23 protein-coding genes are annotated in these 24,823 nt (G+C 73.5%); 19 read left to right on the top strand and 4 right to left on the bottom strand.

Annotated features, from left to right (window positions below; all coding sequences use genetic code 11):
• The first annotated feature begins 453 nt into the window (after positions 1-453).
• From OG559_RS28890 to OG559_RS28865, 6 genes are all read left to right on the top strand, one after another.
• Complete coding sequence (locus tag OG559_RS28890) at positions 454-1,038, top strand: pyridoxamine 5'-phosphate oxidase family protein (protein WP_405109596.1); 585 nt, start codon at positions 454-456, stop codon at positions 1,036-1,038.
• A 176-nt stretch (positions 1,039-1,214) separates the two neighbouring features.
• On the top strand, positions 1,215-2,447 hold the full coding sequence (locus OG559_RS28885; RefSeq protein ID WP_405109593.1) for a PucR family transcriptional regulator: 1,233 nt from the start codon (positions 1,215-1,217) through the stop codon (positions 2,445-2,447).
• A 143-nt stretch (positions 2,448-2,590) separates the two neighbouring features.
• Positions 2,591-2,794 carry a hypothetical protein gene (locus tag OG559_RS28880; RefSeq protein WP_405109591.1) on the top strand — a complete coding sequence of 68 codons (204 nt, stop codon included), beginning with the start codon at positions 2,591-2,593 and terminating at the stop codon, positions 2,792-2,794.
• A 156-nt stretch (positions 2,795-2,950) separates the two neighbouring features.
• Positions 2,951-3,232: a potassium transporter TrkA gene (locus OG559_RS28875; RefSeq protein ID WP_405109588.1), complete on the top strand. Its 282-nt coding sequence runs from the start codon at positions 2,951-2,953 to the stop codon at positions 3,230-3,232.
• Complete coding sequence (locus OG559_RS28870) at positions 3,229-3,681, top strand: hypothetical protein (protein WP_405109585.1); 453 nt, start codon at positions 3,229-3,231, stop codon at positions 3,679-3,681. The genes OG559_RS28875 and OG559_RS28870 overlap by 4 nt, the downstream gene beginning before the upstream one ends.
• A 92-nt stretch (positions 3,682-3,773) precedes the next feature.
• Positions 3,774-5,057 (top strand): NAD(P)/FAD-dependent oxidoreductase, encoded by a 1,284-nt coding sequence (locus tag OG559_RS28865; RefSeq protein ID WP_405109582.1) that lies wholly within the window; start codon positions 3,774-3,776, stop codon positions 5,055-5,057.
• Positions 5,058-5,161: 104 nt separating this feature from the next.
• Here the strand turns inward: OG559_RS28865 and OG559_RS28860 are convergent, their stop codons facing one another.
• Positions 5,162-5,836 (bottom strand): B3/4 domain-containing protein, encoded by a 675-nt coding sequence (locus OG559_RS28860; RefSeq protein ID WP_405109579.1) that lies wholly within the window; start codon positions 5,834-5,836, stop codon positions 5,162-5,164.
• Between the two features lie 16 nt (positions 5,837-5,852).
• Positions 5,853-6,461, bottom strand: a complete 609-nt coding sequence (locus OG559_RS28855) for a LysE family translocator (protein WP_405109576.1) — start codon at positions 6,459-6,461, stop codon at positions 5,853-5,855.
• Between the two features lie 83 nt (positions 6,462-6,544).
• On the opposite strand from OG559_RS28855, the gene OG559_RS28850 reads away from it, so the two are divergent.
• Positions 6,545-8,044 carry a PLP-dependent aminotransferase family protein gene (locus OG559_RS28850; protein ID WP_405109573.1) on the top strand — a complete coding sequence of 500 codons (1,500 nt, stop codon included), beginning with the start codon at positions 6,545-6,547 and terminating at the stop codon, positions 8,042-8,044.
• Between the two features lie 99 nt (positions 8,045-8,143).
• On the opposite strand, the gene OG559_RS28845 is transcribed toward OG559_RS28850, so the two are convergent.
• The gene (locus OG559_RS28845) at positions 8,144-9,157 is read right to left on the bottom strand and encodes a cupin-like domain-containing protein (RefSeq protein WP_405109570.1); all 1,014 of its coding nucleotides are present in this window, start codon (positions 9,155-9,157) and stop codon (positions 8,144-8,146) included.
• Positions 9,154-9,438, bottom strand: coding sequence for a hypothetical protein (locus tag OG559_RS28840; protein ID WP_405109567.1), 285 nt, complete (start codon positions 9,436-9,438; stop codon positions 9,154-9,156). Before OG559_RS28840 ends, OG559_RS28845 begins: the two co-directional genes overlap by 4 nt.
• A 283-nt stretch (positions 9,439-9,721) precedes the next feature.
• Between OG559_RS28840 and OG559_RS28835 the strand changes: the two genes are divergently transcribed.
• From OG559_RS28835 to OG559_RS28780, 12 genes are read left to right on the top strand one after another with little or no spacing between them, the layout of a single operon-like run.
• Positions 9,722-11,380 carry an ABC transporter substrate-binding protein gene (locus OG559_RS28835; RefSeq protein ID WP_405109564.1) on the top strand — a complete coding sequence of 553 codons (1,659 nt, stop codon included), beginning with the start codon at positions 9,722-9,724 and terminating at the stop codon, positions 11,378-11,380.
• 20 nt (positions 11,381-11,400) lie between these two features.
• Positions 11,401-12,411 carry an ABC transporter permease gene (locus tag OG559_RS28830; RefSeq protein ID WP_405109561.1) on the top strand — a complete coding sequence of 337 codons (1,011 nt, stop codon included), beginning with the start codon at positions 11,401-11,403 and terminating at the stop codon, positions 12,409-12,411.
• Complete coding sequence (locus OG559_RS28825) at positions 12,411-13,298, top strand: ABC transporter permease (protein ID WP_405109558.1); 888 nt, start codon at positions 12,411-12,413, stop codon at positions 13,296-13,298. The genes OG559_RS28830 and OG559_RS28825 overlap by 1 nt, the downstream gene beginning before the upstream one ends.
• Positions 13,299-13,303: 5 nt before the next feature.
• Positions 13,304-15,382, top strand: coding sequence for a dipeptide ABC transporter ATP-binding protein (locus OG559_RS28820; protein WP_405109555.1), 2,079 nt, complete (start codon positions 13,304-13,306; stop codon positions 15,380-15,382).
• On the top strand, positions 15,379-17,430 hold the full coding sequence (locus OG559_RS28815; RefSeq protein ID WP_405109552.1) for a hydantoinase/oxoprolinase family protein: 2,052 nt from the start codon (positions 15,379-15,381) through the stop codon (positions 17,428-17,430). Before OG559_RS28820 ends, OG559_RS28815 begins: the two co-directional genes overlap by 4 nt.
• Positions 17,427-19,115 (top strand): hydantoinase B/oxoprolinase family protein, encoded by a 1,689-nt coding sequence (locus OG559_RS28810; RefSeq protein ID WP_405109549.1) that lies wholly within the window; start codon positions 17,427-17,429, stop codon positions 19,113-19,115. Before OG559_RS28815 ends, OG559_RS28810 begins: the two co-directional genes overlap by 4 nt.
• The gene (locus tag OG559_RS28805) at positions 19,108-20,778 is read left to right on the top strand and encodes a hydantoinase B/oxoprolinase family protein (RefSeq protein ID WP_405109546.1); all 1,671 of its coding nucleotides are present in this window, start codon (positions 19,108-19,110) and stop codon (positions 20,776-20,778) included. The genes OG559_RS28810 and OG559_RS28805 overlap by 8 nt, the downstream gene beginning before the upstream one ends.
• Positions 20,775-22,046, top strand: a complete 1,272-nt coding sequence (locus OG559_RS28800; protein WP_405109543.1) for an amidohydrolase family protein — start codon at positions 20,775-20,777, stop codon at positions 22,044-22,046. Before OG559_RS28805 ends, OG559_RS28800 begins: the two co-directional genes overlap by 4 nt.
• On the top strand, positions 22,043-22,486 hold the full coding sequence (locus tag OG559_RS28795; RefSeq protein WP_405109540.1) for a nuclear transport factor 2 family protein: 444 nt from the start codon (positions 22,043-22,045) through the stop codon (positions 22,484-22,486). Before OG559_RS28800 ends, OG559_RS28795 begins: the two co-directional genes overlap by 4 nt.
• Positions 22,483-23,487, top strand: coding sequence for a zinc-binding dehydrogenase (locus OG559_RS28790; protein WP_405109538.1), 1,005 nt, complete (start codon positions 22,483-22,485; stop codon positions 23,485-23,487). The genes OG559_RS28795 and OG559_RS28790 overlap by 4 nt, the downstream gene beginning before the upstream one ends.
• The gene (locus OG559_RS28785; protein WP_405109535.1) at positions 23,484-23,813 is read left to right on the top strand and encodes a TIGR04076 family protein; all 330 of its coding nucleotides are present in this window, start codon (positions 23,484-23,486) and stop codon (positions 23,811-23,813) included. The genes OG559_RS28790 and OG559_RS28785 overlap by 4 nt, the downstream gene beginning before the upstream one ends.
• The gene (locus OG559_RS28780; RefSeq protein ID WP_405109532.1) at positions 23,813-24,811 is read left to right on the top strand and encodes an LLM class flavin-dependent oxidoreductase; all 999 of its coding nucleotides are present in this window, start codon (positions 23,813-23,815) and stop codon (positions 24,809-24,811) included. Before OG559_RS28785 ends, OG559_RS28780 begins: the two co-directional genes overlap by 1 nt.
• The last annotated feature ends 12 nt before the right edge of the window (positions 24,812-24,823 follow it).

Below are 24,823 nucleotides of genomic sequence, written 5' to 3'. Positions count from 1 at the left end.
ATCGCCTGGTGGCGGCGGTGTGGTGGAAACGGGGGCAAAGCCGGTCGACGCACCGACAATCCGCAGTGGACCGGTGACGCCGTGGTCGCTTCCCGAGCATCGGTATAGTAATGCACGTCTATGCAGTCGGCAATGCCGACTGCCGGTTGCCCCGACATGCCCCGGCGGGCGCGGAGCGACGGAATCGACAGCGACGGCATCGATACGGATGGCTGACCTGTCGGCGCTTGCCCTGTGCGAGCGCTTCCGCTGGGCTACGGCAATCGCTTCCATCGGCCACGGCTGGGGTGCTGCCACCGTAATGGCAATCAGCCATATAGACGTGGGCCCGGGCGCTGCAGATACTTGCCTGGTAGTGATCAGGCTACACCCGGTGACGCCGAAGATCGTGGCCGCCAGGGTGAGCACCATGACGGAGCGGATGTTGGCATCCGCTTGCAGGAAGGGACAGCCGTGGACTACGCGGACATCGTGCACCTGGTGAACACCGACCCGGTGGCACAGACCCTGTTGGAGTCGCCGGTCGCGATGCGGCTCGGATACGTGGGACTGGACGGCCACCCGCGCACGGTGCCGGTCGCCTACCTGTGGAACGGCAAGGCGTTCGTCTTCGCCAGCCCGACGACCGCGTACAAGGTCAAGGCGATCGCGGCGCACCCGCAGGTGTCCTTCAGCGTCGACACGTACTCGGCCGAGGTACGGAGGAAGGTGGCGGCGAAGCTCGGGGCGGATCCGGTCGCCGACTACACGCCCGTTGTCATGCTGGTGCGCGGCACGGCGTCGATCGAGCTTCGGCCGGGGGTCCCGAACGAGCACGTCGAGGCGTCCTGGCGGATGTTCGCGGACAAGAGCCTGGCGCCGGGGTGGGAAAGCCAGAAGCGCGCGCACACGACGGACATGGTGGTGGTCACGATCGTCCCGACCCACATCACGTTGTGCGATTTCGTGACGCGCTTCCCGCCGCCGGTCGAGATCAACGCCCCCGCCCACAACCCCGCCCACGGAGGGGCCGACAGCTCGACGCTTCCCATCGGCTGACCAGGTGCTGAGCGCCCGGTTCAGGAAACCAGGGGGCCGCAGCCGGAGCTAGACTGCCGGTGCACGGCAACGAAGCGCCGGGCGTCCGGGCTGACCGTGGTCGTCCGGAACCGCAGGCGGCGCTGCCGCCGGGACCGCGGCGCGCCGGTGGCGGTCACGCGTGAAGGCGAGGCGGAATGGCGGACGGTACTCGGCGTCCCGAGGCTGCCGGCCTGCCCGAGGACCGTTGGCTGGCCGAGGTGGCGGCGGGCGCGAGCCGCGATGCCGGCGGGGTGGACGTGCGACTGCTGGGGGAGTATCTGCCGATGCTGGCCGGTGCGGCGGTGCACGGACGCCGGCCGCGGCGCGAGGAACTGGACGTGGTGGAGGCGCTCGGCAGGCGGGCCGCGGAACAGGGCATATCGGCGGGGCGGGTGGTGCAGCTGTACCTGTCGGCGGCCCGCCGGCTGTGGCACGACCTGCCGGCCGTGGCGCGCTCGCGTGACTGCGAGGCGGTGCGGGTCGCGGCGACCGCGGTGCTGCAGGTGGTCGACGACGCGGTGGCGACCCTGGCCGAGGGCTACGCGGTGGCGCGGCGCGACCTGGTGCGCCGCGAGGAGGCGCTGCGGCGTGAACTCGTCGACGACCTGCTGCGCGGCGATTCCGACCTGGGCGCGCTGGTCGAACGGGCCGAGCCGTTCGGTCTGGACCTGGCGCGGGCGCACCGGGTGGCGCTGGCCGCGCCGAGCCGCCGGCTGCCTGACGCCGATGCGGCGATCAGCGCGTTGGAGGCGGTGATCTTCGATCGGCTGGGCGACCGCGACGTGCTCGTGGCCACCAAGGAGGGGCTGCTGGTCGTCATCGCGCCGGCCGAGGCGACCACCGCGCAACGGGTGGCGCCGTCTCCCGAGCCGAGTGGCGAGTTGGGGCGGCTGATGCACCGGGAACTCACCCGGCTGCCGCGCGGGGACGCGTGGCGGATCGCGGTGGGCCGGGCCCATCCCGGGCTGTACGGCATCGCCCGCTCGTACGAGGAGGCACGTGAGGCGTTGTCGATGGCGGGACGGTTGCAGGTGACCGCCCCGGTGGTCGACGCCCATGACCTGCTGGTGTACCGGGTGCTGCTGCGCGATCAGCCGGCGATCGTCGACCTGGTGCAGGCCGTGCTCGGTCCGCTGGTGAACGCCCGGGGCGGCGCCCAGCCGCTGCTGGACACCCTGCGGGAGTACTTCGACACCGGGGCGGTGGCCACCGAGTCGGCCAAGCGCCTGCACGTGTCGGTACGCACCGTCACCTACCGGCTCGATCGCGTCCGGCGGCTGACCGGCTACCACCCCGCCGACCCGGCCCACCGGTTCACCCTGCAGGCGGCCGTGCTCGGCGCGAAGGCCCTCAACTGGCCGGGGCAACCCCTGCCGACCTCCGGCTGAACGTCACCGACCCGCCGCTGGCGCCGCATCGGGATCCCGGCCCGGCGTTCGGGTCGCCTGACGGGTCGTGGCGGACACGAAGCGGCTCTGGGCAGCGCAAACGGCGAGCGGGTACGGCCCGAGGGGTGGGCTATAGTCGCCGCATGCACGCCGGGCGCGCCTACCTCGGCGTCGACGAGCGTAGACCGCTGTCGACGCTGTTCGTGCTGGCCGTGCTCGTGGTCGTCCTCTACGCGGCACGGGCGGTGGGCCTGTGCATCGTCTTTCGACTGGGCCGCCGTGCCGTGCCGGGCTGTGTGCCGGCCTGGTCCGCCGACCGCGCACCGCCGCAGCTCGCCGCCGCCTGACACCTGCTCGCCGCGCACCGACCGCGACCGGACCGGTCGTCGTCCGGGCCTTCGGCGTCGACGGCTCGCGTCGACGCCTGCCCGTGCGCCGTTGCCAGGTGTTCGCGTCCTGCCGGCCCCACGCCTCACCCGTCACACCTTCTGCGGAGCTGCCCCATGGAAGTCGAACGCACCCCACTGCCCGGTATCGGCCTACGCCACTGCTTCACCACGGAGCACGGGCGCCGGGTCGGTGTCGTCACCCACCACGCGGGCGGCCGTCGCGACCTGGTGCACGACGACGGCAGGGACCCGGACAGCGCCTGCAGCCTGACCCTGACCCGCGCCGAGGCGATCGCGCTCGCCGGGTTGCTCGGCATCCTGGATATCGTCGATGTGGCCGCCGGCCCGGACCGCAGGGGCGCCGACCGCGAACCGCCGACCGGACCCGGATCGTGACCGCCGCCCCGCGTGCTCCCCACCGGCCGCGAGAGGAGAACGGGACGCGGAGCCGTCCGGTCAGCCGGCAGGGCGAGCTCGACGTGCTGCGGATGGTGCTGGAGGAGCAGTACGCGCGACACCACACGCAACTCGCCCTGCTCGCCCGGCAGGGCGCCCGGCCCGACCACCCGGCCGCCGGCACGGACACCGCCGCGGCGGTTACGGCCGCGTCGCGTCGCGCGCTCGACGACCTCGCCTGCGCCCTGCGCCACCTGGACCAGGGCCGGTACGGCACCTGCCGACGATGCCGGACCGACATCCCCATCGAGTACCTGGCCCACCGGCCCGGCGCGAGGTTCTGCCCGCGCTGCGACGCTGCGTCCACCCCCGCCGTTGAGTCGGGCAGCGGGGCCCGGCGCCGCGAGCCCAGATTGCCGGGCGTCGGCAAGACGGCAGGCCCAGCTTGACCGGCGGCGGCCCTGGCCGGGCGGGCTGCGCGCGGACATGGTTGGCCCAGCTGCGGCGCGGGCGGGTGCCCGCCCCAGGGAAGGAGCAGGCAATGTCACCGGAACCCGAGCAGCAGCACGTGCCGGCGTTCGTGGCCGACGCACCGCGTGACGTCGCGGTCGTCGGGGCCGGGATGGTCGGTCTGTCCACCGCCTGGTTCCTGCAGGAGGCGGGCGTGCGCGTCACGGTGTACGAGCGGGACCACGTGGGTGCCGGGGCCTCCTGGGGCAATGCCGGGTGGTTGACGCCGGGGTTGACCGCGCCGCTGCCGGAGCCCGCGGTGCTGCGGTACGGGCTGCGGGCGGTGCTCAGTCCCCGGTCGCCGGTGTACCTGCCGCTGCGTGCCGACCGTAGCCTGTTGCGGTTCCTCACCTCGTTCGTGGCGCACAGCACGGCGCGGCGGTGGCGGCGGGGGATGGCCGCCTACGTGCCGCTGAACGAGCGGGCGCTGGAGGCGTTCGACGTGTTGGCCGCGGGCGGGGTGGCCGCGCAGACGTACCGGGCGAGCAGCTTTCTGGCCTGCTTCGCCGGGGAACGCGACGCGCGAGGCCTGCTGGCCGAGCTGGAACAGATCCGCGACGCCGGCCAGGAGGTCAGCTTCCATCCGGTCACCGACTGGCGGGCCCGCGCCCTGGAGCCGACGCTGACCGACCGGGTGGGTGTCGCGATCCAGATCTACGGTCAGCGCTACCTGGATCCGCCCGAGTTCGTGCGCTCTCTCGCCGAGGCGGTGCGGGAGCGCGGCGGTGAGATCGTCGAGGGCGTCGAGGTGGCCGACCTGCGGCCCCGGTCCGGTGGCGTCTCGGTGCTCTCCGGCGCCGGCGAGAGACAGCACGACGCCGTGGTCGTCGCCACCGGCGCGCTGCTCGGGGGGTTGGCCACCCGCTTCGGCGTGCGGCAGCCGGTGCAGGCGGGCCGCGGCTACAGCTTCAGCGTGCCCGTCCGGCAGATGCCGCGCGGCCCGCTCTACTTCCCGAAGCAGCGGGTGGCGTGCACGCCGCTGGGGGATCGGCTGCGGGTGGCCGGGATGATGGAGTTCCGTCGTCCCGGGGACCCCCTCGACCCGCGGCGGATCACCGCCATCGTCGATGCCGTCCGCCCGTTCCTGACCGGCGTGGACCTCGACGACCGGCGCGACGAGTGGGTCGGCTCCCGGCCCTGCACCCCCGACGGGCTGCCGCTGGCCGGGGTCACCGCCTCCCCCCGGGTGTTCGTCGCCGGTGGCCACGGCATGTGGGGCATCGCGCTCGGCCCGATCACCGGACAGTTGATGGCCCAGACCGTGCTCAAGGGGGAGGTGCCGCCGGAGCTGGCGCCGTTCGACCCGCTGCGCTGAGCACGCCACCCACGAGGCGGGCCGCCCGCGCTCACCCGGGCCACCTACCCCGGGTACGGGCGTGCGTGGTGCTCTCCGGCAGCTCCGCCGCCCCGGGTCGACGGTCACCCGGTCGGGAGCAGCGCCGCACGACCCCGCACAGACCAGGCGTCGGCGAGCTCCACCACCAGGGTGTCCAGCAGGTGGGGCACGTCCGTCGCGGCGCGGGCGTGCACCCCCTCGACCACGATCAGCACCGACCGGCTGGTGGCCCGGATCGCCGACCAGCCGCTCTGCCGGCTCGTCCAGCGCCGGGAGTGCGCCCGTCCCGCCCCGTCCGCGAAGATCACCTCTCCGGGCTCGGGGCACTCGGGGTCGCCGGCGAGGGTCAGGTACTCCTCGTCGCCCCGGGCGGGCCGTACCTCGAGGTCGCCGTCGATCCGCTCGACGTCCAGGACCGCGATCGGAATGGCGTACGCCAGTGAGACCGCGTTGCACAGGTCGACCAGCGGGTGCAGTCGGGGCAGGGCGCCATCGCGGCGGAACCGGCGCAGCAGCGACTCCGCAGCGCACCGGTAGCGGGTCGGCGGCAGCCCCATCCGGGCGAAGACCCGCCGCCACGCCTGGATCTCGGGGAAGCTGGCCTCGGTGCCGCCGGCCAACCGGACCCGGGCCGTCGCCAGGTGCCGGGCCATCGCCGTGGTCACGTCGGCGTCCGCGTCGACCCCGTCGACCGTGATCGTCCCGGCCACCAGCTCCGGGTACGCCGACCGGATCTGTGGCGCGTGCTCGAACCGCATGACACTCCTTGACGAATCAGCGGGTGAGTGCCAGTGCGGCACCCATGGCGAGGAACGAGCCGGCGAACCCGCGCCGCAGCCAGGTGCTCACCCAGGGCCGGACGAGCACCTGGTCGCGCACCGTGCCGGCGAGGACGCCGTAACCGGCGAACACGACGAGGGTGAGCACCATGAGCACCGATCCGAGGCCGAGCATCCGGAGGAGCCGCTGCGGGTCGTCGGCACCGACGAACTGGGGCAGGAACGCGACGAGGAAGATCGTCAGCTTCGGGTTGAGCAGGTTCGTCAGCACCGCGCCGGTGACCACCTGCCGGGCCGACGGCGCGGGCCGCGTCGCCTCCGGGTCCCATGCGCCGCGGTCCCGCAGCGTCGTCCAGCCGAGCCAGACCAGGTACGCCGCGCCCGCGTACCGCAGGGCCTGGAAGGCCGGCGCGGCGGTGTGCAGGAATGCGGCCACGGCGACCAGCGCGACGACCAGGTGCGGTACGACGCCGAGGGTGCAGCCGACCGCGGCGAGCAGCCCGGCGCGGCGTCCCCGGCCCATCCCGGTGGCCACGGTGTACAACACCCCGGCGCCCGGGGTGACCACCACGACGAGGGCGGCGATCAGGAAAGCGATGGTCACGACAGTCCTTCCGGTGAGATGGCCGCGGCCCTGGTCCGGGCCGCCGGCTGTCGTCACCACCACTCTGCTGTCATGATGGCCCGATGGGCAGGGCCAAAGAACCGTCGCCGCAGAGGTCCATAACTGCCGGGTCGGACTTCCTGCACCTCGACATCGCCGACGCCCCACCCGGCGGCCGGGCCGACTGGCTATCGGCCCAGCTCCGGCAGGCCATCGCCGACGGGCGGCTCCCCGTCGGCGGGCGGCTGCCGGCGACCCGCGTGCTCGCCGCCGACCTCGGGGTCTCCCGGGGCGTGGTGACCGAGGCGTACCAGCGGCTGGTCGAGGACGGCCAGGTCGCCGGGCGCGGCCGGGCCGGCACGGTGGTCGTCGCCGCGCCGGCCGGCCCGCCGCCGCTGCGCCGCGCCCCGGCCGCCGCGGCCGCGCCGGCCGCGCTGTTCCCGCAGGCTCCGGGCAGCGACGTCTTCGACGCGGTACGCGCCGTGCCCGCCCGGATCGACCTGACGCCCGGCCTGCCCGACCTGGCGGCCTTTCCCCGCGCGGACTGGCTGCGCGCCGAGCGGGCCGTACTGGGCCGCCTCGCCCCGGCCGACTTCGGCTACGGGGACCCGTGCGGCGCGCCCGCGCTGCGCCACGCGGTCGCCGGCTGGTTGGCCCGCAGCCGGGGCATCGCCGTCGACCCCATGGAGGTGGTCGTCGTCGCCGGGGTGTCCCAGGCGCTCGGCCTGCTCGCCCAGGCGCTGCGCGCCGACGGGATCACCCGGATCGGGGTGGAGGACCCGGGTTCCCTCGGCGTCCGCCAGCACCTGAACAACTGGGGCGTCGACACCCCGCCGGTCCCGGTCGACGGGTCCGGCGTGCGCGTCGACGCCCTCGCCGCCGCCGGCCTGCCGGCCGTGCTGCTCACCCCCGCCCACCAGTTCCCGACCGGGGTGGTGCTCGACGGCGAGCGCCGCCGCGGGCTTGTCGCCTGGGCCCGCGACGGCGGCCTGGTCATCGAGGACGACTACGACGCCGAGCACCGCTACGACCGGCCCCCGGTGCCCGCGCTGCGGGGGATGCTGCCCGACCGGATCTGCTACGCCGGCAGCGTGTCGAAGCTGCTCGCCCCCGCCCTGCGGGTCGGCTGGCTGCTGGTGCCCCGGCGGTACCGCGACGCCGTGGTGGCCGCCAAGCGCAACGCCGACCTCGGCAACGCGGTGCTCCCGCAACTCGTGCTCGCCGAGCTGATGACCTCCGGGGGACTGGAGCGGCAGCTTCGGCTGCTGCGCCGTCGCCACGTCCGCCGCCGGGACGCGATGATCGCCGCGCTGGCCAGGCACCTGCCCCGGGCCACGGTGCACGGGGCCGCCGCCGGGCTGCACCTGATGGTCACCCTCGACGCCGACGTGGCCGACACCGAGTTGGCGGCGGCGACCCTGGCGCGCGGGGTGAAGACGCAGCCGCTGTCCTGGCACTGCCAGCGCCCGTACCGCCCGGGCCTGGTCCTCGGGTACGCGGCGAACCCGGCCTCGGACATCGAGCAGGGGATCACCACCGTCGCCGACGCCCTGTCCGGGCTCTGCCGGACGCGCGGGTCCTGACCGGGCTGCGCGTCCGGCGGCCGATCCGGGTCCACGGGCCCGCCGCCCGACCGGGGCCGGCACGCCACGTCGCCGGCCGACGGCCCAGCCCCGGGGGCGTCACTCGTCCAGGCCCGCAGCCGGCGGGGTCGCCATCTTGTGGTTCTGCCCGGGGACCTGGAAGTGGTGGAAGGTGACCGTGGCGCTGACGTCCAGGGCCTGCACCCAGTGCCACCAGCCGACGGGAATGAGTAGCATCTGTCCCGGTTCCAGGACGGTCTCCAGCACGGTGGCCTCGGCGAACCGCGGGTGCCGGGTGAGGTCCGGGCGGGCGGCGTCGACAGCGCTGAACGTGCCGCCGCGCGGGTAGACCAGGTGCCGCTCGTACGAGGGAACGAGGCGCACGTGTTTGCGGCCGAGGACCTGGCACAGCAGCACCGTGCTGTTGTCCACGTGCAGCGGGGTCACCGTGCCCGCCGGGCCCAGCAGCAGATGCCCGAGGGCCGTCGGGTCCACGATCCCCTCGGGCGGGCGCACGTCGGCGGCGAGCGGGCGCAGCGCCTGGGACCAGTTCTCGTTGCGGGGCACCATGTAGTAGTCGTTGGTGCGGGTCCCGGACCCGAGCAGCGTCAGGTAGTCGCGGAACGGCATGGTGGTGCGGTGGCGGTCGTACTGCCAGGCGTGGTCGGGGTTGGCCTCCCGCCCGGTCATCACCTCGACGACCGCGTCTCCGCAGGCCGCGGCCAGGCCGTCGAGGGTCCAGTCGAGCGCGGGCCAGTCCGTCATCAGGCCCTCCAGCACGACGGGCCGGTGGCCGAAGTAGTGCCGGGCGAAGAACTCCTCCGGCGTGATGCCCGCGCGGCGCTCCAGGGTTTCTCCGCCGTCGCTGTTGCGCAGCGTCCGGTAGGTGTCGAGCACGGACTCCATCCAGTCGTAGCGCAGCGCGAGGCGGCGGCACACGGCGAAGTACGGGTGGGCGGTGAGCTCGCCCAGCTCCGCGTCGACGGCGTCCGCGTCGGCGCCCCCGGCGACGGCGGCGGCCCGCGCCTGCTCGACGGGTGCGCCCATGGCCAGGTTCTCGGCGAGCCACTCCTGCCAGACCCGGTCCAGCCGGGAGGTGGCGAGCAGGGTCATGCCGCACCGACCGGGACGGCGGTGAGGTGCGGCTCGCGGTTGTACTCGGCGCAGTTGACGTAGGAGTTCTTCACGTGGGCCGGGAAGTGGTCGAAGTCCGGGACGGCGGTGAGCTGGGCCGCACGGGCGTACTCGGCGCAGACGACGTAGTTGTTCTTGACGTGGGCGGGGAAGTGCTCGGCGTCCGGGACGGCGGTGAGCTGCGCCTTGCGGGTGTACTCCTCGCAGTTGACGTAGGAGCCCTTGACGTGAGCCGGGAAGTGGTCCGGAAGTGAGGTCATGGATCAGAGTCAACGCGCCGGATCGACCCGGCCGCCAGGGACAGGCGTCCCGTTCGGCCGGGACACTCCCGGCACCGCCGTATCGGTGCGTGTATCAACTCTGTGAACTCGTGTGAACATTGGCTTCGCGGGTCATCAGCCATTCGGCCAGCATGGGTGGCCGAATTCGAGGGTTCGGCGGCGAACACGGTTCAGGCTCTTGTTCACTCCCACTTAATCCGGTAGAACACCGAGTAGGTCCTCAGCACGGACCATCTGCCTCGTGTTTCTAGGAGGACTACCCATGGCTCGTTCCCACCGTGCGGGCGGCGCCTCCTCGCCCGCCCTCTCCCGCCGCGGGGTCCTGCAGTTGGGCGGCAGCGTGGCGCTCCTGCTGGCCACCGGCGCCTGCGCCGCCAACAGCGAGTCCAAGCCCCGCGACGGCGCGTCGGGCGGCCCCACCGCCAAGGCGCTGCGTATCGCGGTCTCGAGCTACCTGTCGAGCTGGGACCAGGACTTCGTGGGCTTCGACCTGACCGCGCTGATGCTGTACAAGAACGTCTTCCCCTACCTGATCGACTACAGCGTCACCGCCGCCGGCGACAGCCAGATCCTCGACACCCAGAACGTCCCCCCGACGTTCGCCGAGTCCTTCGAGCCGGACGCCACGCAGCGGGTCTGGACGCTCAAGCTGCGCCGCGGGGTCAAGTTCGCCAGCGGCAACGAGCTGACGGCCGCCGACGTGAAGTGGTCCAAGGATCGCGCCTTCGCCGCCCAGGCCAACGTCGCCGGCGTCTACCGCACCATCGGCCTGACCAAGCCCGACCAGGTCAAGGTCGTCGACGACCACACCGTCGAGTTCCACCAGGCGTTCGCCAGCGCCCTCACCCGGCAGATCCAGGCCATCTCGCTGTACGTCTTCGACTCCACCGAGGCGAAGAAGCACGCCACCACCGACGACCCCTGGGCCAAGGAGTGGTTCGCCAAGAACCCGCCGACCGGGGGCTACTACAACGTCACGAAGGCCACCCAGGGGCAGGAGATCGAGCTCTCCGCGAACGCCGGATACCCGGGCCCCGACCCGGCCAAAACGCCCACCATCCGGATCTCCGTGGTGCCCGCCGCCTCCAACCAGCGGCTGCAACTCCAGGCCGGCGACATCGACATCGCCCTCGGCATCAGCCAGCGCGACATCCAGGACCTCAAGAAGGCCGCCGGCATCAAGGTCATCTCGGCCGCCAGCAACCGTCAGGTCACCATCCAGATGTCCGTCACCACGGCGCCGTTCAACGACGTGAACGTCCGCAGGGCCCTCGCCCACGCGACGCCGTACGAGCAGATCATCAACAACGTCTACGGCGGGGACGCCCGCGCCGCCAAGAGCCCCGTGCCGCTGGACATGCCCGGCTACGACGCCGGCGGGTACCCGTTCACCCACGACCTCGACCAGGCCAGGGCGGCGATGGCCGCGGCCGGCAGGACCACCGTCGACTCCGAGCTGGTCTTCGAGGCCGACAACGAGGAACAGCAGAAGATCGCCGTCCAGGTGCAGAGCGAGGCGGCGAAGGTGGGGATCAACCTCAAGCTGACCCCGCTGGACCCGGCCACCCTCGGCGAGCGGCGGTCCAAGAAGAACGTCCCGCTGCAGATCACCTCCGGTCAGCTCTGGGTCGACGACGTCGAGTACATGCTCGCCACGAGCTTCGTCAAGGGCGCGAACCTCAACTACTCCAACTACAGCAACCCGGAGATCGAGAAGATCTACGAGCAGTCGCACACCACCGTCGACCAGGCGGCCCGCGGCCAGCTCTGGAAGCGCGTCCAGGAGATCCTCGCCGCGGACGTGCCCTGGGTGGTCGTCTGCCAACCCAACTTCAACCTGCCCGTACGCGACGACGTCGCCGGCTGGGTGCAGCCGATGGACGGCCTCGCCCGCCTGCGCTACCTGACCGCGTCGGCCTAGGTCGGGCGGGACCGCTGCCCATGCGCATTCTCCGGTTCGTCGCCAGACGACTGCTCCAGCTCATCCCGGTGCTGCTCGGCGTGATCGTCCTGACCTTCCTCCTGGTCCGGGTGCTGCCCGGCGACCCGGTGCGGACCATCCTCGGGCAGAACGCCACCGAGGCCGACGCCGACGCCGCCCGTGCCCGCTTCGGGCTGGACCAGCCGCTCTGGCGGCAGTTCCTCGACTACCTGACCGGGCTGGTCACGGGCGACTTCGGCACCTCGATCCAGAGCGGCGCCCCGGTCGGCGCGGAGATGGCGCTGCGGGTGGGGCCCACCCTCGAACTGGTCGTCATCGCCGTGACCATCTCCCTGGTGGTGGCCACCGTCCTCGGCGTGTGGTCGGCCCGCCGCGCCGACCGGCCGGCCGACCACGGCATCCGGGTCCTCGCCCTGGTCGGCAACTCCGTGCCCGAGTTCTGGCTCGGACTCGTGCTGGTGCTGGTGGGCTACAGCGTGCTCGGCTGGTTCCCGGCCCCCAACGGGCGGGTGGATCCCGACACCGACCTGACCCCGCTGACCGGCGCGGACCTCGTGGACGCCGCGCTCACCGGGAACGGACCGGCCATGGCCTCCGCTGCGGCGTACCTGGTCCTGCCGGTGCTGACCCTGGTCATCGGCGTGGTCGCGCCCCTGCTGCGCAGCGTGCGGGCCTCCGCCCTGGAGGTGCTGCACTCCGAGCCGTACGCCGCGGCGGCGGCGCACGGCCTGCCCCGGCGCACCCTGCTGTACGGCTACCTGATGCGCGCGACCCTGGTCCGGCTGCCGTCGCTGGCCGCGCTGGTGTTCGGCACCGCCATCGGTTCCACGGTGCTTGTCGAGTACGTCTTCTCCTGGCAGGGCTTCGGCCAGTGGGCGCTGCGCGGCCTGCTCTACCGCGACTACCCGGTGGTCCAGGCATCCGTGCTGGTGATCGCGCTCTGCTACGTGCTGGTGTTCCTCATCGCCGACGTGGTCCACGCCATCCTCGACCCGAGAGTGAGGATCTGATGGCCGACCCGCGCGCCAGCGGCCCGACCGAAGCCACGGCCCCGCCCGGCCCCGTCACCGGTCCCGCCCCGGGCAGCCGCTTCGCCCGCGTCCTGATCGTCACCGGCGCCGCGATCCTCGCGGTGATCGCGGTGGCCGCGCTGTGCGCGCCGCTGCTGAGCTCCTGGGGCGAGACCGAGATCGACCCTGCTGCCACCCTGACCGCCCCGGGCGGCGGCCACCTGCTCGGCACCGACGGCAACGGCATGGACATCTGGAGCCGGGTGCTCTACGCCGCCCGGCTGGACCTGGGCATCGCGGTGGCCGCCGTCGCGCTCGCCGTCACCGTCGGCACGCTGCTCGGCCTGGTCGCCGGCTACCGCGGCGGCTGGATCGACGACGTGCTGATGCGGGTGGTCGACATCTTCCAGGCGTTCCCCACCTTCATCCTGGCCCTGGCGGTAGCCGCCCTGCTCGGCAACGGCACCGTCAACCTCATCATCACCATCGCCGCGGTGAACGCCCCGGCCTACGCCCGGCTGGTCCGCGCCGAGGTACGTACCCTGCGCGAGCTGCCCTTCGTCGACGCCGCCGTCACCTCCGGGGCGTCGACCGCGGGCATCCTGTGGCGGCACCTGCTGCCCAACAGCCTCACCCCGGTGCGGGTGATCGCCCCGCTCAACTGCGGCTGGGCGATGCTGACCCTGGCCGGGCTGTCCTTCCTCGGCCTCGGCGTGAGCATCCCCGCCGCCGAGTGGGGCGCCATGATCAGCCTCGGCGCCGCGGACGTGGTCGGCGGCCGGTGGTGGACCTCGGTCCCACCCGGCCTGGCGCTGCTCGTCTGCGTCCTGGGATTCAGCCTGCTCGGCGAAGGCCTGCAGGAACGCGCGGACGCGAAGCGGCGGTGACCGGAATGCTGTCGATCGAGAACCTGTCGGTGGCCATCCGCCGCCCCGGCCGCGAGGTGGCCGCGCTCAGCGACGTCACCCTCACCGTGCGACCCGGCGAGGTCGTCGGCCTGGTGGGGGAGAGCGGCGGCGGCAAGAGCATGGTCGCCCGCGCCGTGGTCGGCCTGCTCCCCGGCGGTTCGCACGCCACCGGGCGGGTCGACTTCGACGGCGCGGACGTGCTGCGGATGGACGAGTCCGCGCTCGCCGCCCACCGCGGCCGGGGAGCGGCGATCTGCTTCCAGAACCCGCGCGGCGCGCTCAGCCCCACCCGCACCGTCGGCCGGCAGCTCGTCGACCGGCTCGTCACCCACCAGGACGTGCCCGCCGACCGGGCCCGTGAGGCCGCGCGGGAGCTGTTCGAGGCCGTCGGCATCCGCAGCCCGCAGCGCCGGCTCGACGCGTACCCCCACGAGCTGTCCGGCGGCATGGCCCAGCGGGTGATGATCTCCCTGGCCACGGGCTGCGCCCCCGGCCTGCTGATCGCCGACGAGCCGACCACCGGCCTCGACGTGACCCTGACCCGGGAGATCCTGCGGCAGTTCCGGCACGCCGCCGACACCGACGGCCGTGCCGTACTGCTGATCTCCCACGACCTCGCCTCCATCGCCCAGGTCTGCGACCGGGTGGTGGTGCTCTACGCCGGCACCGTGGTGGAGAGCGGCCCGGCCGGTCAGGTGCTGCGCCAGCCGGCGCACCCGTACACCCGCGCGCTGCTGCGGTCGGTGCCCGACCTCGGCGGCCGGCCCGTCGTCGCCACCCCCGGCGCGATGCCACTGCTGACCCGGGCGCCGCTCGCCTGCCCGTTCGCCGCCCGCTGCGCGCACGCCGACGACACGTGCGTCACCCGCCGGCCGCCCACCGAGCCCCTCGCCGGCGGTCCGGACGGCTGGTCGCTGGCCTGCTTCCACCCCTGCACCGGCCCCCTCGACGCCGGCTCGGCCGACGTCCCACCGGGCGCCGACGCCGCCACCGTCCCACCGGGCTCCGACGCCGCCGACCTCGGCCCGGGACCCGACGCCGTGGACCCGGCCCCGCGCGGCACCGGAGCCGCCGTGCTGGAGATCGACGACGCGCACGTCGTCTACCGCAGCCGGTTCTCCTCCGGTGGGCACCACGCGCTGCGCGGGGTGAGCCTGCGGCTCGCGCCCGGCGAGACACTCGGCGTGGTCGGCGAGAGCGGCTGCGGCAAGAGCACCCTCGCAAAGCTCATCATGGGCCTGGTGCCGCCCACCTCCGGCACGGTCACCGTCGCCGGGGCAACCCCGGGGCCCGGCCGGGGCCGCGCGTCCGGGCGGGCGGCGCGGCGGCTGCGCACCCGCGCCCAGCTGGTGTTCCAGGACCCGATCGGGTCGCTCAGCCCGCGTCGCACGGTCGGCGACTCCATCGCCGAGCCCCTGCGGGCCGCCGGCCTGTCCGCCGCCGAGCGCGACACCCGGGTCGCCGCGGTGCTGGACCGGATGGAGTTGGACCGCGCGATCCTGCGCCGCTACCCGCACGAGCTGTCCGGCGGGCAGGCACAGCGGATCGGCATCGCCCGCGCCCTGGTCGGCGAGCCGGACCTGATCGTCTTCGACGAGCCCACCTCGGCCCTGGACGTCACCGTGCAGGCGCAGATCCTCGCCCTCATCGCCGACGTGGCCGCCGACGCCGACCGCGCGGCGGTGTTCATCTCCCACGACCTGGCCACGGTGCGCGGATTCGCCGACCGGGTGGTGGTGCTCTACCTCGGGCGCGTCGTCGAGGAGGGCCCCGTCGACGTCGTCTTCGACCACCCCCTGCACCCGTACACGCGGGCCCTGCTGGCCAGCGCGCCCCGCCTCGGCGGAACCCCGCCGCCCGACGCCGCCCCGGTCGAGCTGGTCAAGGACCTGGAGGAGGCCGACGCGGCGACCGGCTGCCCGCTGGCCGCCCGCTGCCCGTTCGTCACCGACACCTGCCGCACACAGCCGCAGCAGCTCCAGTCCCACGGCGCGAGCCGGGCCGCCTGCTGGCGCATCCCCGAGCTCCCCGCCCTGATCGGAAAGCAGGCCACCACGCCATGACACGTCGTCCCGTCCGGCTGGCAGTCGACATCGGTGGCACGTTCGTCGACGCCATGGAACTGGACACCCGCACCAACCGGGTCCGCTTCCGCAAGGCCTCCACCACCCCCGCGCGCCCCGCCGACGGGGTGCTCGCCGCCATCACCGCCCTGGGCACCGACCTGTCCGAGGTGGAGCTGTTCATCCACGGCACCACCCTCGGGCTCAACGCGGTGCTGGAACGCCGGGGCGGACGCACCGGCATCATCACCAACGACGGCTTCCGGGACATCTTCCTCGTCGGCCGGGGCAACGTGCCCAACGACCACATGTACGACTTCCAGTACGAGCGGCCGGAGAGCCTGGTCCAGCGCCGGTTCACCGCCGGGGTGCGGGGCCGGCTCGACCACCGGGGCCGGGTGGTGGAGGAACTGGACCCCGACAGCGTCCGCGCCGCCGCCCGCGCCCTCGTCGTCGACCAGCAGGTCACCTCGATCGCCATCTGCTTCCTGCACTCGTTTCTCGACCCGAGCCACGAACAGGAGGCCGCCCGGCTGATCCGCGAGGAGTTCCCCGAGGTCAGCCTGTCGCTGTCCACCGACATCGTGCGCGAGTACCGGGAGTACGAGCGGACCAGCACCACCGTGCTGGAGGCGTACATCCGGCCGATCTTCGAGCGGTACGTCGACGAGCTGGAGGCCGGGCTGGCCGAGCGGGGCTTCACCGGACGGTTCCTGATCATGCGTTCCGGCGGCGGCTCGATGAGCAGCGCGATCGCGAAGACGTCGCCCACCCACACCGTGCTGTCCGGTCCGGCCGGCGGCATCGTCGGCGCCGCGTACCTGGCCGCCGAGCTGGGCCGCGACAACCTGCTCACCTTCGACATCGGCGGCACCTCGCTGGACGCCTGCGTCATCGAACGCGGCAACCCCGCCGCCGCGTACGAGGCACAGCTCGAACACTTCCCGCTGCTGATCCCGACGTACGACATCCGCACCATCGGCGCCGGCGGTGGCTCGATCGCCTGGCTGGACCGGGGCCTGCTCAAGGTCGGCCCGCACAGCGCCGGCGCCGACCCCGGGCCGGTCTGCTACGGCCGGGGCGGCACCCGACCGACCGTCACCGACGCGGCCGTCGTGCTCGGCTACGTCGACCCCGACCGCTTCCTCGCCGGCACCATGGGGCTGCACGACGCGGCGGCGCGCGACGCCGTACGCGAACAGCTCGCCGAACCGCTCGGCCTGGACGTGGAGGCCGCCGCCGCAGGCGTGCTCGACGTGCTGCTGGCCCGCACGGTCGGCGCGGTCCGGCAGATCACCGTCGAGCGCGGCCACGACCCCCGGCAGTTCTCCCTGCTCGCCTTCGGCGGGGCGGGGCCGCTGCTGGCCCCCCTGCTGGCCCGCGAGATGGGCATCGGCGAGGTGATCGTGCCCTTCGCGCCGTCCGGCTTCTCCGCCTGGGGCATGCTGTCGGCCGACATCGTCAACGACTTCAGCCGTACCGTCATGGCCACCCTGGACGACGCGGACCTCGTCGAGCTGGACCAGCTCTTCAAGGCCGTCGGAACCGAGGCGGTCGCGTCGCTCCAGGCGCAGGGCGTGCCGGCCGACCAGGCCCTGCTGGAACGGCAGTTCGAGCTGCGCTACCTGGGCCAGGAACACAGCCTGATGGTCACCGTCGGCGACACGCTGGACCGCGATGCGGTCCGGACCGCCTTCGACGAGCTGCACCGCAGCCGGTACGGCCACACGATGGGTAACCCGCTGCAGATCCTCAACCTGCGGGTGCGCGGCATCGGCCGCACCGACCGGCCCGAGCTGGGCACCCGCCCGCGCGGCGACGGCGACCCGGCGCAGGCCCTGCTGGCCCACCGGGACGCCTACGACTTCGGCCGGCGGGCGGTCGTGCCGTTCGCCGTGTACGACCGGGCCGCGCTGGACGCGGGCGACACGTTCGCCGGGCCCGCGCTGGTCGACGAGGGCACCTCCACGACGGTGGTGCCCAGCGGCCAGCGGGTCACCGTCGACGACCACGGACACCTGCTCGTCACCCTGGAGGCAGCCGCATGACCACCCTGGACGGCGCCCGCGTCGAGGTCGTCCGCAGCTACCTGCTGTCGGCGGCGGAGGAGATGCGGGCCACCCTGATCCGCACCTCGTTCAACCCGGTCATCTACGAGGTGCACGACTTCGGCCTGTCGATCTACGACCCCGACCTGCGGCTGATCGCCGAGGCCACCGGTCTCACGTTCTTCCTCGGCGCCAACGACCACTCGCTGGCCAAGGGCGTCGAGTACGTCGGCCGGGACAACCTGCACCGCGGCGACGTGGTGCTGCTGAACTACCCGTACTGGAACGCGGCGCACGCCTACGACGCGACCCTGTTCGCGCCGGTCTTCCGGCCCGACCCGGCCGACCCGGACGCCGACGGCGAGCTGGTGGGCTTCCTCTGCGTCCGGGCGCACTGGATGGACCTGGGCGCCAAGGACCCGGGCTACGTGCTCGACTCCACCGACATGCACCAGGAGGGCCTGATCTTCCCGGGCACCAAGGTCGTCTCCCGGGGCGAGCCGGTCCACGAGATCCACGAGCTGATCCGGTTCAACTCGCGGATGCCCGACGCCGTGCTCGGCGACCTGCACGCGCAGATCGCCGCGCTGCGCACCGGCGAACGCCGGCTGCTGGAGATCGTCGAGAAGTTCGGGCGTCCGACGGTGGACGCGGCCGTCGACCGGATCATCGCCGACGGCGAGGCCCGCGCCCGGGCCGCGCTCGCGGCCCTGCCGCAGGGCAGCTGGACCGCCGAGGACTGGGTCGACGACGACGGCATCACCGACGACCCGGTGAAGATGCGGGTCACCGTCACCATCGCCGACGGCGCCTTCACGGTCGACTTCGCCGGCTCGGCGCCGGCCACCCGGGGTCCGATCAACATGCCGTTCGGCGCCACCGAGGCGATCTGCAAGGTCATCCTCAAGTCGCTGACCTCACCCGACGAGCCGTCCAACGCCGGCACCGTCGCGCCGTTGGAGGTACGGGCCGAGCCCGGCACCCTCTTCCACGCGGTCTACCCGCAGCCCACCTTCACCCTGTGGACCGGCATCGTCGCCGTCGAGCTGATCCTCAAGGCCCTGGCCCAGGGGATGCCGGACCGGTTGCCGGCGTCCAGCGGCGGTGACGTGCCGGGGTTCATGATGGTGGGCCTGCACCCGGACACCGGGCAGATGTTCGCGGTCAGCAACAACGACCTGGTCGGCTGGGGCGGCACCCCGCACCACGACGGGATGGACGCCGCCACCCACATCTCCGGCAGCACGGGCCGGGGCACCCCGATCGAGGTCCTGGAGGCGCGGACGGGGATGTTCTTCGAGCGGGTGGAGATCCGTACGGACTCCGGTGGCGCGGGGCGGCACCGGGGCGGGTGCGGATTGCGGCGGGACATCCGGTTCGTGTCGTCCGGAGAGTTCCTCTCGGTCATCAAGAAGACGAAGACCGCGCCGTGGGCGCTCGACGGTGGGTTGTCGCCGGAGCCGAACCAGGTGGTGGTGTTCCCGGGCACGGATCGGGAGGCGCGGGTGAGCACGAAGCGGACGCCGGTGCGGGCCGGTGACCGGGTGACCCTGTTGACCGCCGGTGGCGGCGGGCACGGCGACCCGAGGAGACGTGATCCGGAGGCGGTACGCCGGGACGTGGCGGAGGGTTACGTCTCCGTCTCCGCCGCCCACGACCTGTACGGGGTGGACGTCGATGAGTGAGCCGGCCGTCGACGGGGCCACCGTCGAGGTGGTCCGCAGTTATCTCGTCTCCGCCGCCGAGGAGATGCGCGCCGCGCTGGTGCGTACCGCCTTCAACCCGGTCATCTACGAGGTCTACGACTTCGGCATCTCCCTCTACGACCGCCACCTGCGGCTGGTCGCCGAGTCCACCGGACTGTCCCGCTTCCTCGGGGCCAACGACTACTCCATTCAGCGCGGCGTCGAGTACGTCGGCCGGGACAACCTGCACCCCGGCGACGTGGTGCTGCTGAACTACCCGTACTGGAACGCGGCGCACACCTACGACGCGACGCTGTTCGCCCCGGTCTTCCTGCCCGGCGACGCGGAGCCGGTCGGCTTCCTGTGTATCCGCGCCCACTGGATGGACCTGGGCGCCAAGGACCCGGGCTACGTCCTCGACTCCACCGACATGCACCAGGAGGGGATCATCTTCCCCGGCACGAAGGTGTACGCCCGGGGCGAGCCGGTCCACGAGATCCACGAGCTGATCCGGTTCAACTCGCGGATGCCCGAGCTCGTCCTCGGCGACCTCAACGCCCAGATCGCCGCGCTGCGCACCGGTGAACGGCGGATGACCGAGCTGTACCGGCAGTACGGACCCACGATGGTGGACGCCGTCATCGACCGGGTGATCGCCGCCGCCGCCGACTCCGCCACCGAGGCGGTGGCCGCCCTGCCGCAGGGCAGCTGGACCGCCGAGGACTGGCTCGACGACGACGGCGTCACCGACGACCCGATCCGCATGCGGGTCACCGTCACCATCGCCGACGGCACGTTCACCGTGGACTTCACCGGATCGTCCCCGGCGGTGGCCGGGCCGGTGAACCTCCCGCTCGGGGCCACCATCGCCACCTGCCGGGTCGCGTTCAAGGCGATCACCACGCCCACCGAGCAGACCAGCGCCGGCCACTTCGCCCCACTGCGGGTACGCACCGAGCCCGGGTCGCTGTTCCACGCGCAGTACCCGGCCGCCACGTTCACCCAGTGGACCGGCACCGTGGCCCTGGAACTGATCTACCGGGCCCTGGCCCAGGGGATGCCGGACCGGTTGCCGGCGTCCAGCGGCGGCGACGTGCCGGGGTTCATGATGGTGGGCCTGCACCCGGACACCGGCCGGATGTTCGCGGTCAGCAACAACGATCCGGTCGGCTGGGGCGGCACCCCGCACCACGACGGCATCGGGCCGGCCAACCACCTGTGCCAGACCCAGGCCCGCAACACCCCCGTCGAGGTCCTGGAGGCGCGGACGGGGATGTTCTTCGAGCGGGTGGAGATCCGTACGGATTCGGGTGGGGCTGGTCGGTTCCGGGGTGGGTGTGGGTTGCGGCGGGATATTCGGTTCGTGTCGGCGGGGGAGTTCCTGTCGGTGATCAAGAAGACGAAGTCCGCGCCGTGGGCGTTGGATGGTGGGTTGTCGCCGGAGCCGAACCGGGTGGTGGTGTTTCCGGGTACGGATCGGGAGGCGCGGGTGAGCACGAAGCGGACGCCGGTCGAGGTGGGTGACCGGGTGACCCTGTTGACCGCCGGTGGTGGTGGGCACGGCGACCCGAGGAGACGTGATCCGGAGGCGGTACGCCGGGACGTCGCCGAGGGTTACGTCTCCGCCCGCGCCGCCCATGACCTGTACGGAGTGACCGCATGACCGCCGCAAGCGCCCCCGAGCCGTCGAGCCTGCTGCTCGGCAACTGCACCGTGCTGGACGCCCGCGTGGTGGACGGCAGCAGGCCCCTGCCCGACGCCGGCGTCTGGGTTCGCGGCGACCGCATCGCCGCCGTCGGCCCGTACGCCGAGGTGGCCGCCCGGGCCCGGGCCGCCGGCCCGGTGACCGACCTGGACCTCGACGGGGCGTACCTGACCCCCGGCCTGGTCAACATGCACACCCACTTCTCGCTGTCGCTGCCCGGTGCCGGGGGCGACAGCGTCAAGAGCATGGGCCCGCACGACCTCGCCCTCTACATGGCCGACGGTGCCCGCCGGACCCTGCACTGCGGCGTCACCACCGTGCGCTGCGTCGCCGAGAAGGACCACGCCGACTTCGCGTTGCGCCGCGCCATCGCCGCCGGTCGTACCGAGGGCCCCCGCATCCACACCGCCGGCCGCGCCCTCGTCTGCACCGGCGGGCACGGCCACGAGAGCAGCGACACCCTCGAGTGCGACGGGCCCGTCGGCTTCCGCCACGGCGCGCGCAGCCAGATCCGGGCCGGCGCGGACCTGATCAAGGTGATGATCTCCGGCGGCATCGCCGGCGAGCACGAACGCATCCACACCCCCCAGCTCTTCACCGACGAACTCGCCGCCGTGATCGAGACCGCGCACGCCTGGGGACGCAAGGTCACCGCGCACGCCGGACCGGCGGAGGTGATCGGCGCGGCCGTGGACCTCGGCCTGGACTGCGTGGAGCACGGCTACCAGCTCACCCCGCAGGTCGCCGCGCGGATGGCCGAGCGGGGCACGGCCCTGGTGCCGACCCTGCTGGTGACCCGCTGCAAGGAGTTCTTCGACGAGCTCGGCGTGCCGGAATGGATGCAGTGCCGCTCGCTCGGCGCGGGCCCCGGGCACCTGGAGAGCTTCGCGACGGCCGTCGCCGCCGGGGTGCAGGTGCTGCTCGGCAGCGACATGCCGCCGTTCTGGCACTTCGAGGGCACCAACGCCACCGTCCGGGAGTTGGAGTACATGGCCGAGGTGATCGGGCCCGCCCGGGCCCTGCACGCCGGCACCCTCGGCCCCGTCCGGTGGCTGGGCGTCGAGGACGACCGCGGCACCGTGCAGGACGGCAAGCTGGCCGACCTGATCGCCATGGACGACGACCCGCTCGACGGCGCCGCCGCGTTCCGGGGCGTGCGCTGGGTGATGAAGGGCGGCCGGGTCGTCCGCGACGACCGGGCCGCCGCGCCGGGAGGTGCCCGATGATGCTCGCCGACGCCGCCGGGCACGCCGGCCAGGACCGCACCGCCGGGGCGGCGGCCATCGCCGCCGGGATCGACGACATGTACGAGGCGTTCCTGGCCGGGGACCGCCCCCGGTTCGACGGCCACCTGCACCCCGAGGTGACCACCTGGGAGACCCACCTGCCCGGCCCGCTGCGTACCCGCTCACAGCTCGACTCCTACCGCGACCAGCGTGACGCCACCGGGCAACGGCCCCGGCTGGCGGTGCTCGCCGCCCGGGACAAGCACATCGACGTCTGGGGCGAGTTCGGCGTCGCCCGTTACGTCCTCGTCGCCCAGGCCCACGCCCAGGGGCCACCCGAGCTCACCCGCGTCACCGACGTGCTGCGCCGGGTCGGCGACCGGTGGCTGATCGTGCACCACCACGCCGAGCTGCTGCGCGAACCGGAGCCGGCTCCGTGATCCGCCGGCTGGTCGCCCACCGCACGGGCGAACCGACAGACGTGCTGTCGGTGGCGGAACTGCCCGACGACCCGCCGCCCGGCCCCGGCGAGGTACGCCTCGCCGTCCACGCGGTCGGCCTGAACTTCCTCGACGTGTCGCTGTGCCGGGGCGAGTACCCGGTGCGGCCGGACCCGCCGATGACCCCCGGCGTCGAGGCCGCCGGCCGGGTCGTCGCCGCGGGCGAGGGCGTAGCGCACCTGCTCGGCCAGGAGGTCCTCGCCTGCCCGGCGCTGCCCCGCGGCGCGCTCGGCTCCACGGTGACGGTGGACGCCGCCGTGGTCGTGCCCCGCCCGCCCACCGTGGACCCGGTGACCGCGGCGGCGCTGCCGGTCACGTACCAGACCGCGTGGTTCGCCCTGGAACGCGCCGGCGTCACCGCCGGGCAGACGGTGCTGGTGCACGCCGGCGCCGGCGGCGTCGGCATCGCCGTCACCCAGCTCGCCGTCGCCCGGGGCGCGCGGGTCCTCGCCACCGCCGGCGGCCCCGCCAAGACCGCCGTCTGCCGGGAACAGGGCGCGGCGGTGGCCGTCGACTACACCACCGAGGACTTCGTGGCGGCCGTGCGGGACGCCACCGACGGTGACGGCGTCGATGTCGTCGTCGACCCGGTCGGCGGCGACATCCTGGCCCGCTCGCTGGACTGCCTGGCCTTCGAGGGCCGGCTCGTCACCGTCGGCGCCGCCGGTGGTCCGCCACCGCCGGTCGACCCGGCCCGGCTGATCGCCGCGAACGCCAGCCTGGTCGGCCTGTCCTGGGGCTCCCGGTACCCGTGGCGTCGCGCCCCCGAGGTGCGCGCCGCCTATCAGGCCCTGTTCGACCTGTACGCCGCCGGTGCGGTCCGGCCGCCGGTCAGCCGGGTGGTGTCCCTGGAACAGGCCCCCGCGGCGCTGGCCGAGCTGGCCGCCCGCCGGACCATCGGAAAGATCATCGTACGGGTCGAGGAGAGGGAGCAGCCATGACGGAGACTCCGGACGGCGACATGGACATCTACGACCTGCGGGTCACCGTCGACCGCATCGAGGGCCGGTCGGTCTGCGGCATGGCGGTCGGCGACCACTTCGACCTGACCGACAGCGCCCACCTGAAGCTGCCCGCGGGCCAGCACTTCTGCGTGTACGCGCTGGCCGCCGTCCTGCCGTTCCTCGCCGCGAAGCAGCGCGACCTCGCCGCCGGGGACTGGCTGGCCCAGGACTCCCACTTCGCCTGCCCCGACCCCGAGGAGCGGCTTGTCATGAAGGTGGAACGGACCTGCCGGCGACGGATGAACTCGGCGGACCTGACCTGATGGCCGTCGAGATCGGACTCGGGTTGCAGAGCGACAAGCCCGCAGGCGCGTACGCCGCGTTGGCGCAGGCCGCCGAGGCCCACGGCTTCGACGTGCTGACCGTCTTCGGTGACCTGATGTACCAGCCGCCCATCTTCCCGCTGCTGGAGATGGCCCGGGCGACCAGCCGGGTCCGGCTCGGGACGGCCTGCCTGAATCCGTACTCGCTGGCCCCGTACGAGATCGCCGGCCAGCTCGCCGCCCTGGACCTGGCCTCGCACGGCCGGGCCTACCTGGGGCTGGCCCGCGGCACCTGGCTCGGGGCGGTCGGCCTGGCCCAACCCCGGCCGCTGACCACGATCGAGGAGGCGGCGGCCGTCGTCTACCGCCTGCTGCGCGGCGACCGGGACGGCTACCCCGGCCGGGTCTTCACCCTGGAGCCCGGCACCGCGCTGCGCTACGCCGTGCACCGGCCCGACCCGCCGCTGCTGCTCGGCGCGTGGGGCCCGCAGGGCGCGGCCCTGGCCGGCCGGATCGCCGACGAGATCAAGGTGGGCGGCAGCGCCAACCCCGACATGGTGCCGGTGATCCGCGACCGGGTGCGGGCGGGCACCGACCGGGCCGGTCGCGACGTCGAGGACGTCGGCATCGTGTTCGGCGCCGTGACGGTGGTCGACACCGACGGCGAGGCGGCCCGGGCGAAGGCCCGCACCGAGGTCGCCATGTACCTCGCCGTCGTCGCGGATCTCGACCCCACCGTCGCGCTGCCCGACGGCCTGGTGCAGCGGGTCGGCGCCCTGGTCGACGAGGGCGCGCACGAGGCCGCCGGCCGCCTCATCCCCGACGACGTGCTCGACCGGTTCGCGTTCTCCGGCACCCCGACCCAGGTGGCCGCGCAGGCCCAGACGCTGATCGACGCCGGGGTCCGCCGGGTCGAGTTCGGCACCCCGCACGGGCTGACCGACGACCGTGGGGTGGACCTGCTCGGCTCCGCCGTGCTGCCCCTGCTGCGCAGGTAGAAGGGAACGCGC

Origin of the sequence: Micromonospora sp. NBC_01405 (genome assembly GCF_045040155.1) — a bacterium.
GTDB lineage: Bacteria > Actinomycetota > Actinomycetes > Mycobacteriales > Micromonosporaceae > Micromonospora.
The sequence above is the reverse complement of the archived record's forward strand: the minus strand, read 5'-3'. Positions and strand labels throughout refer to the sequence as shown.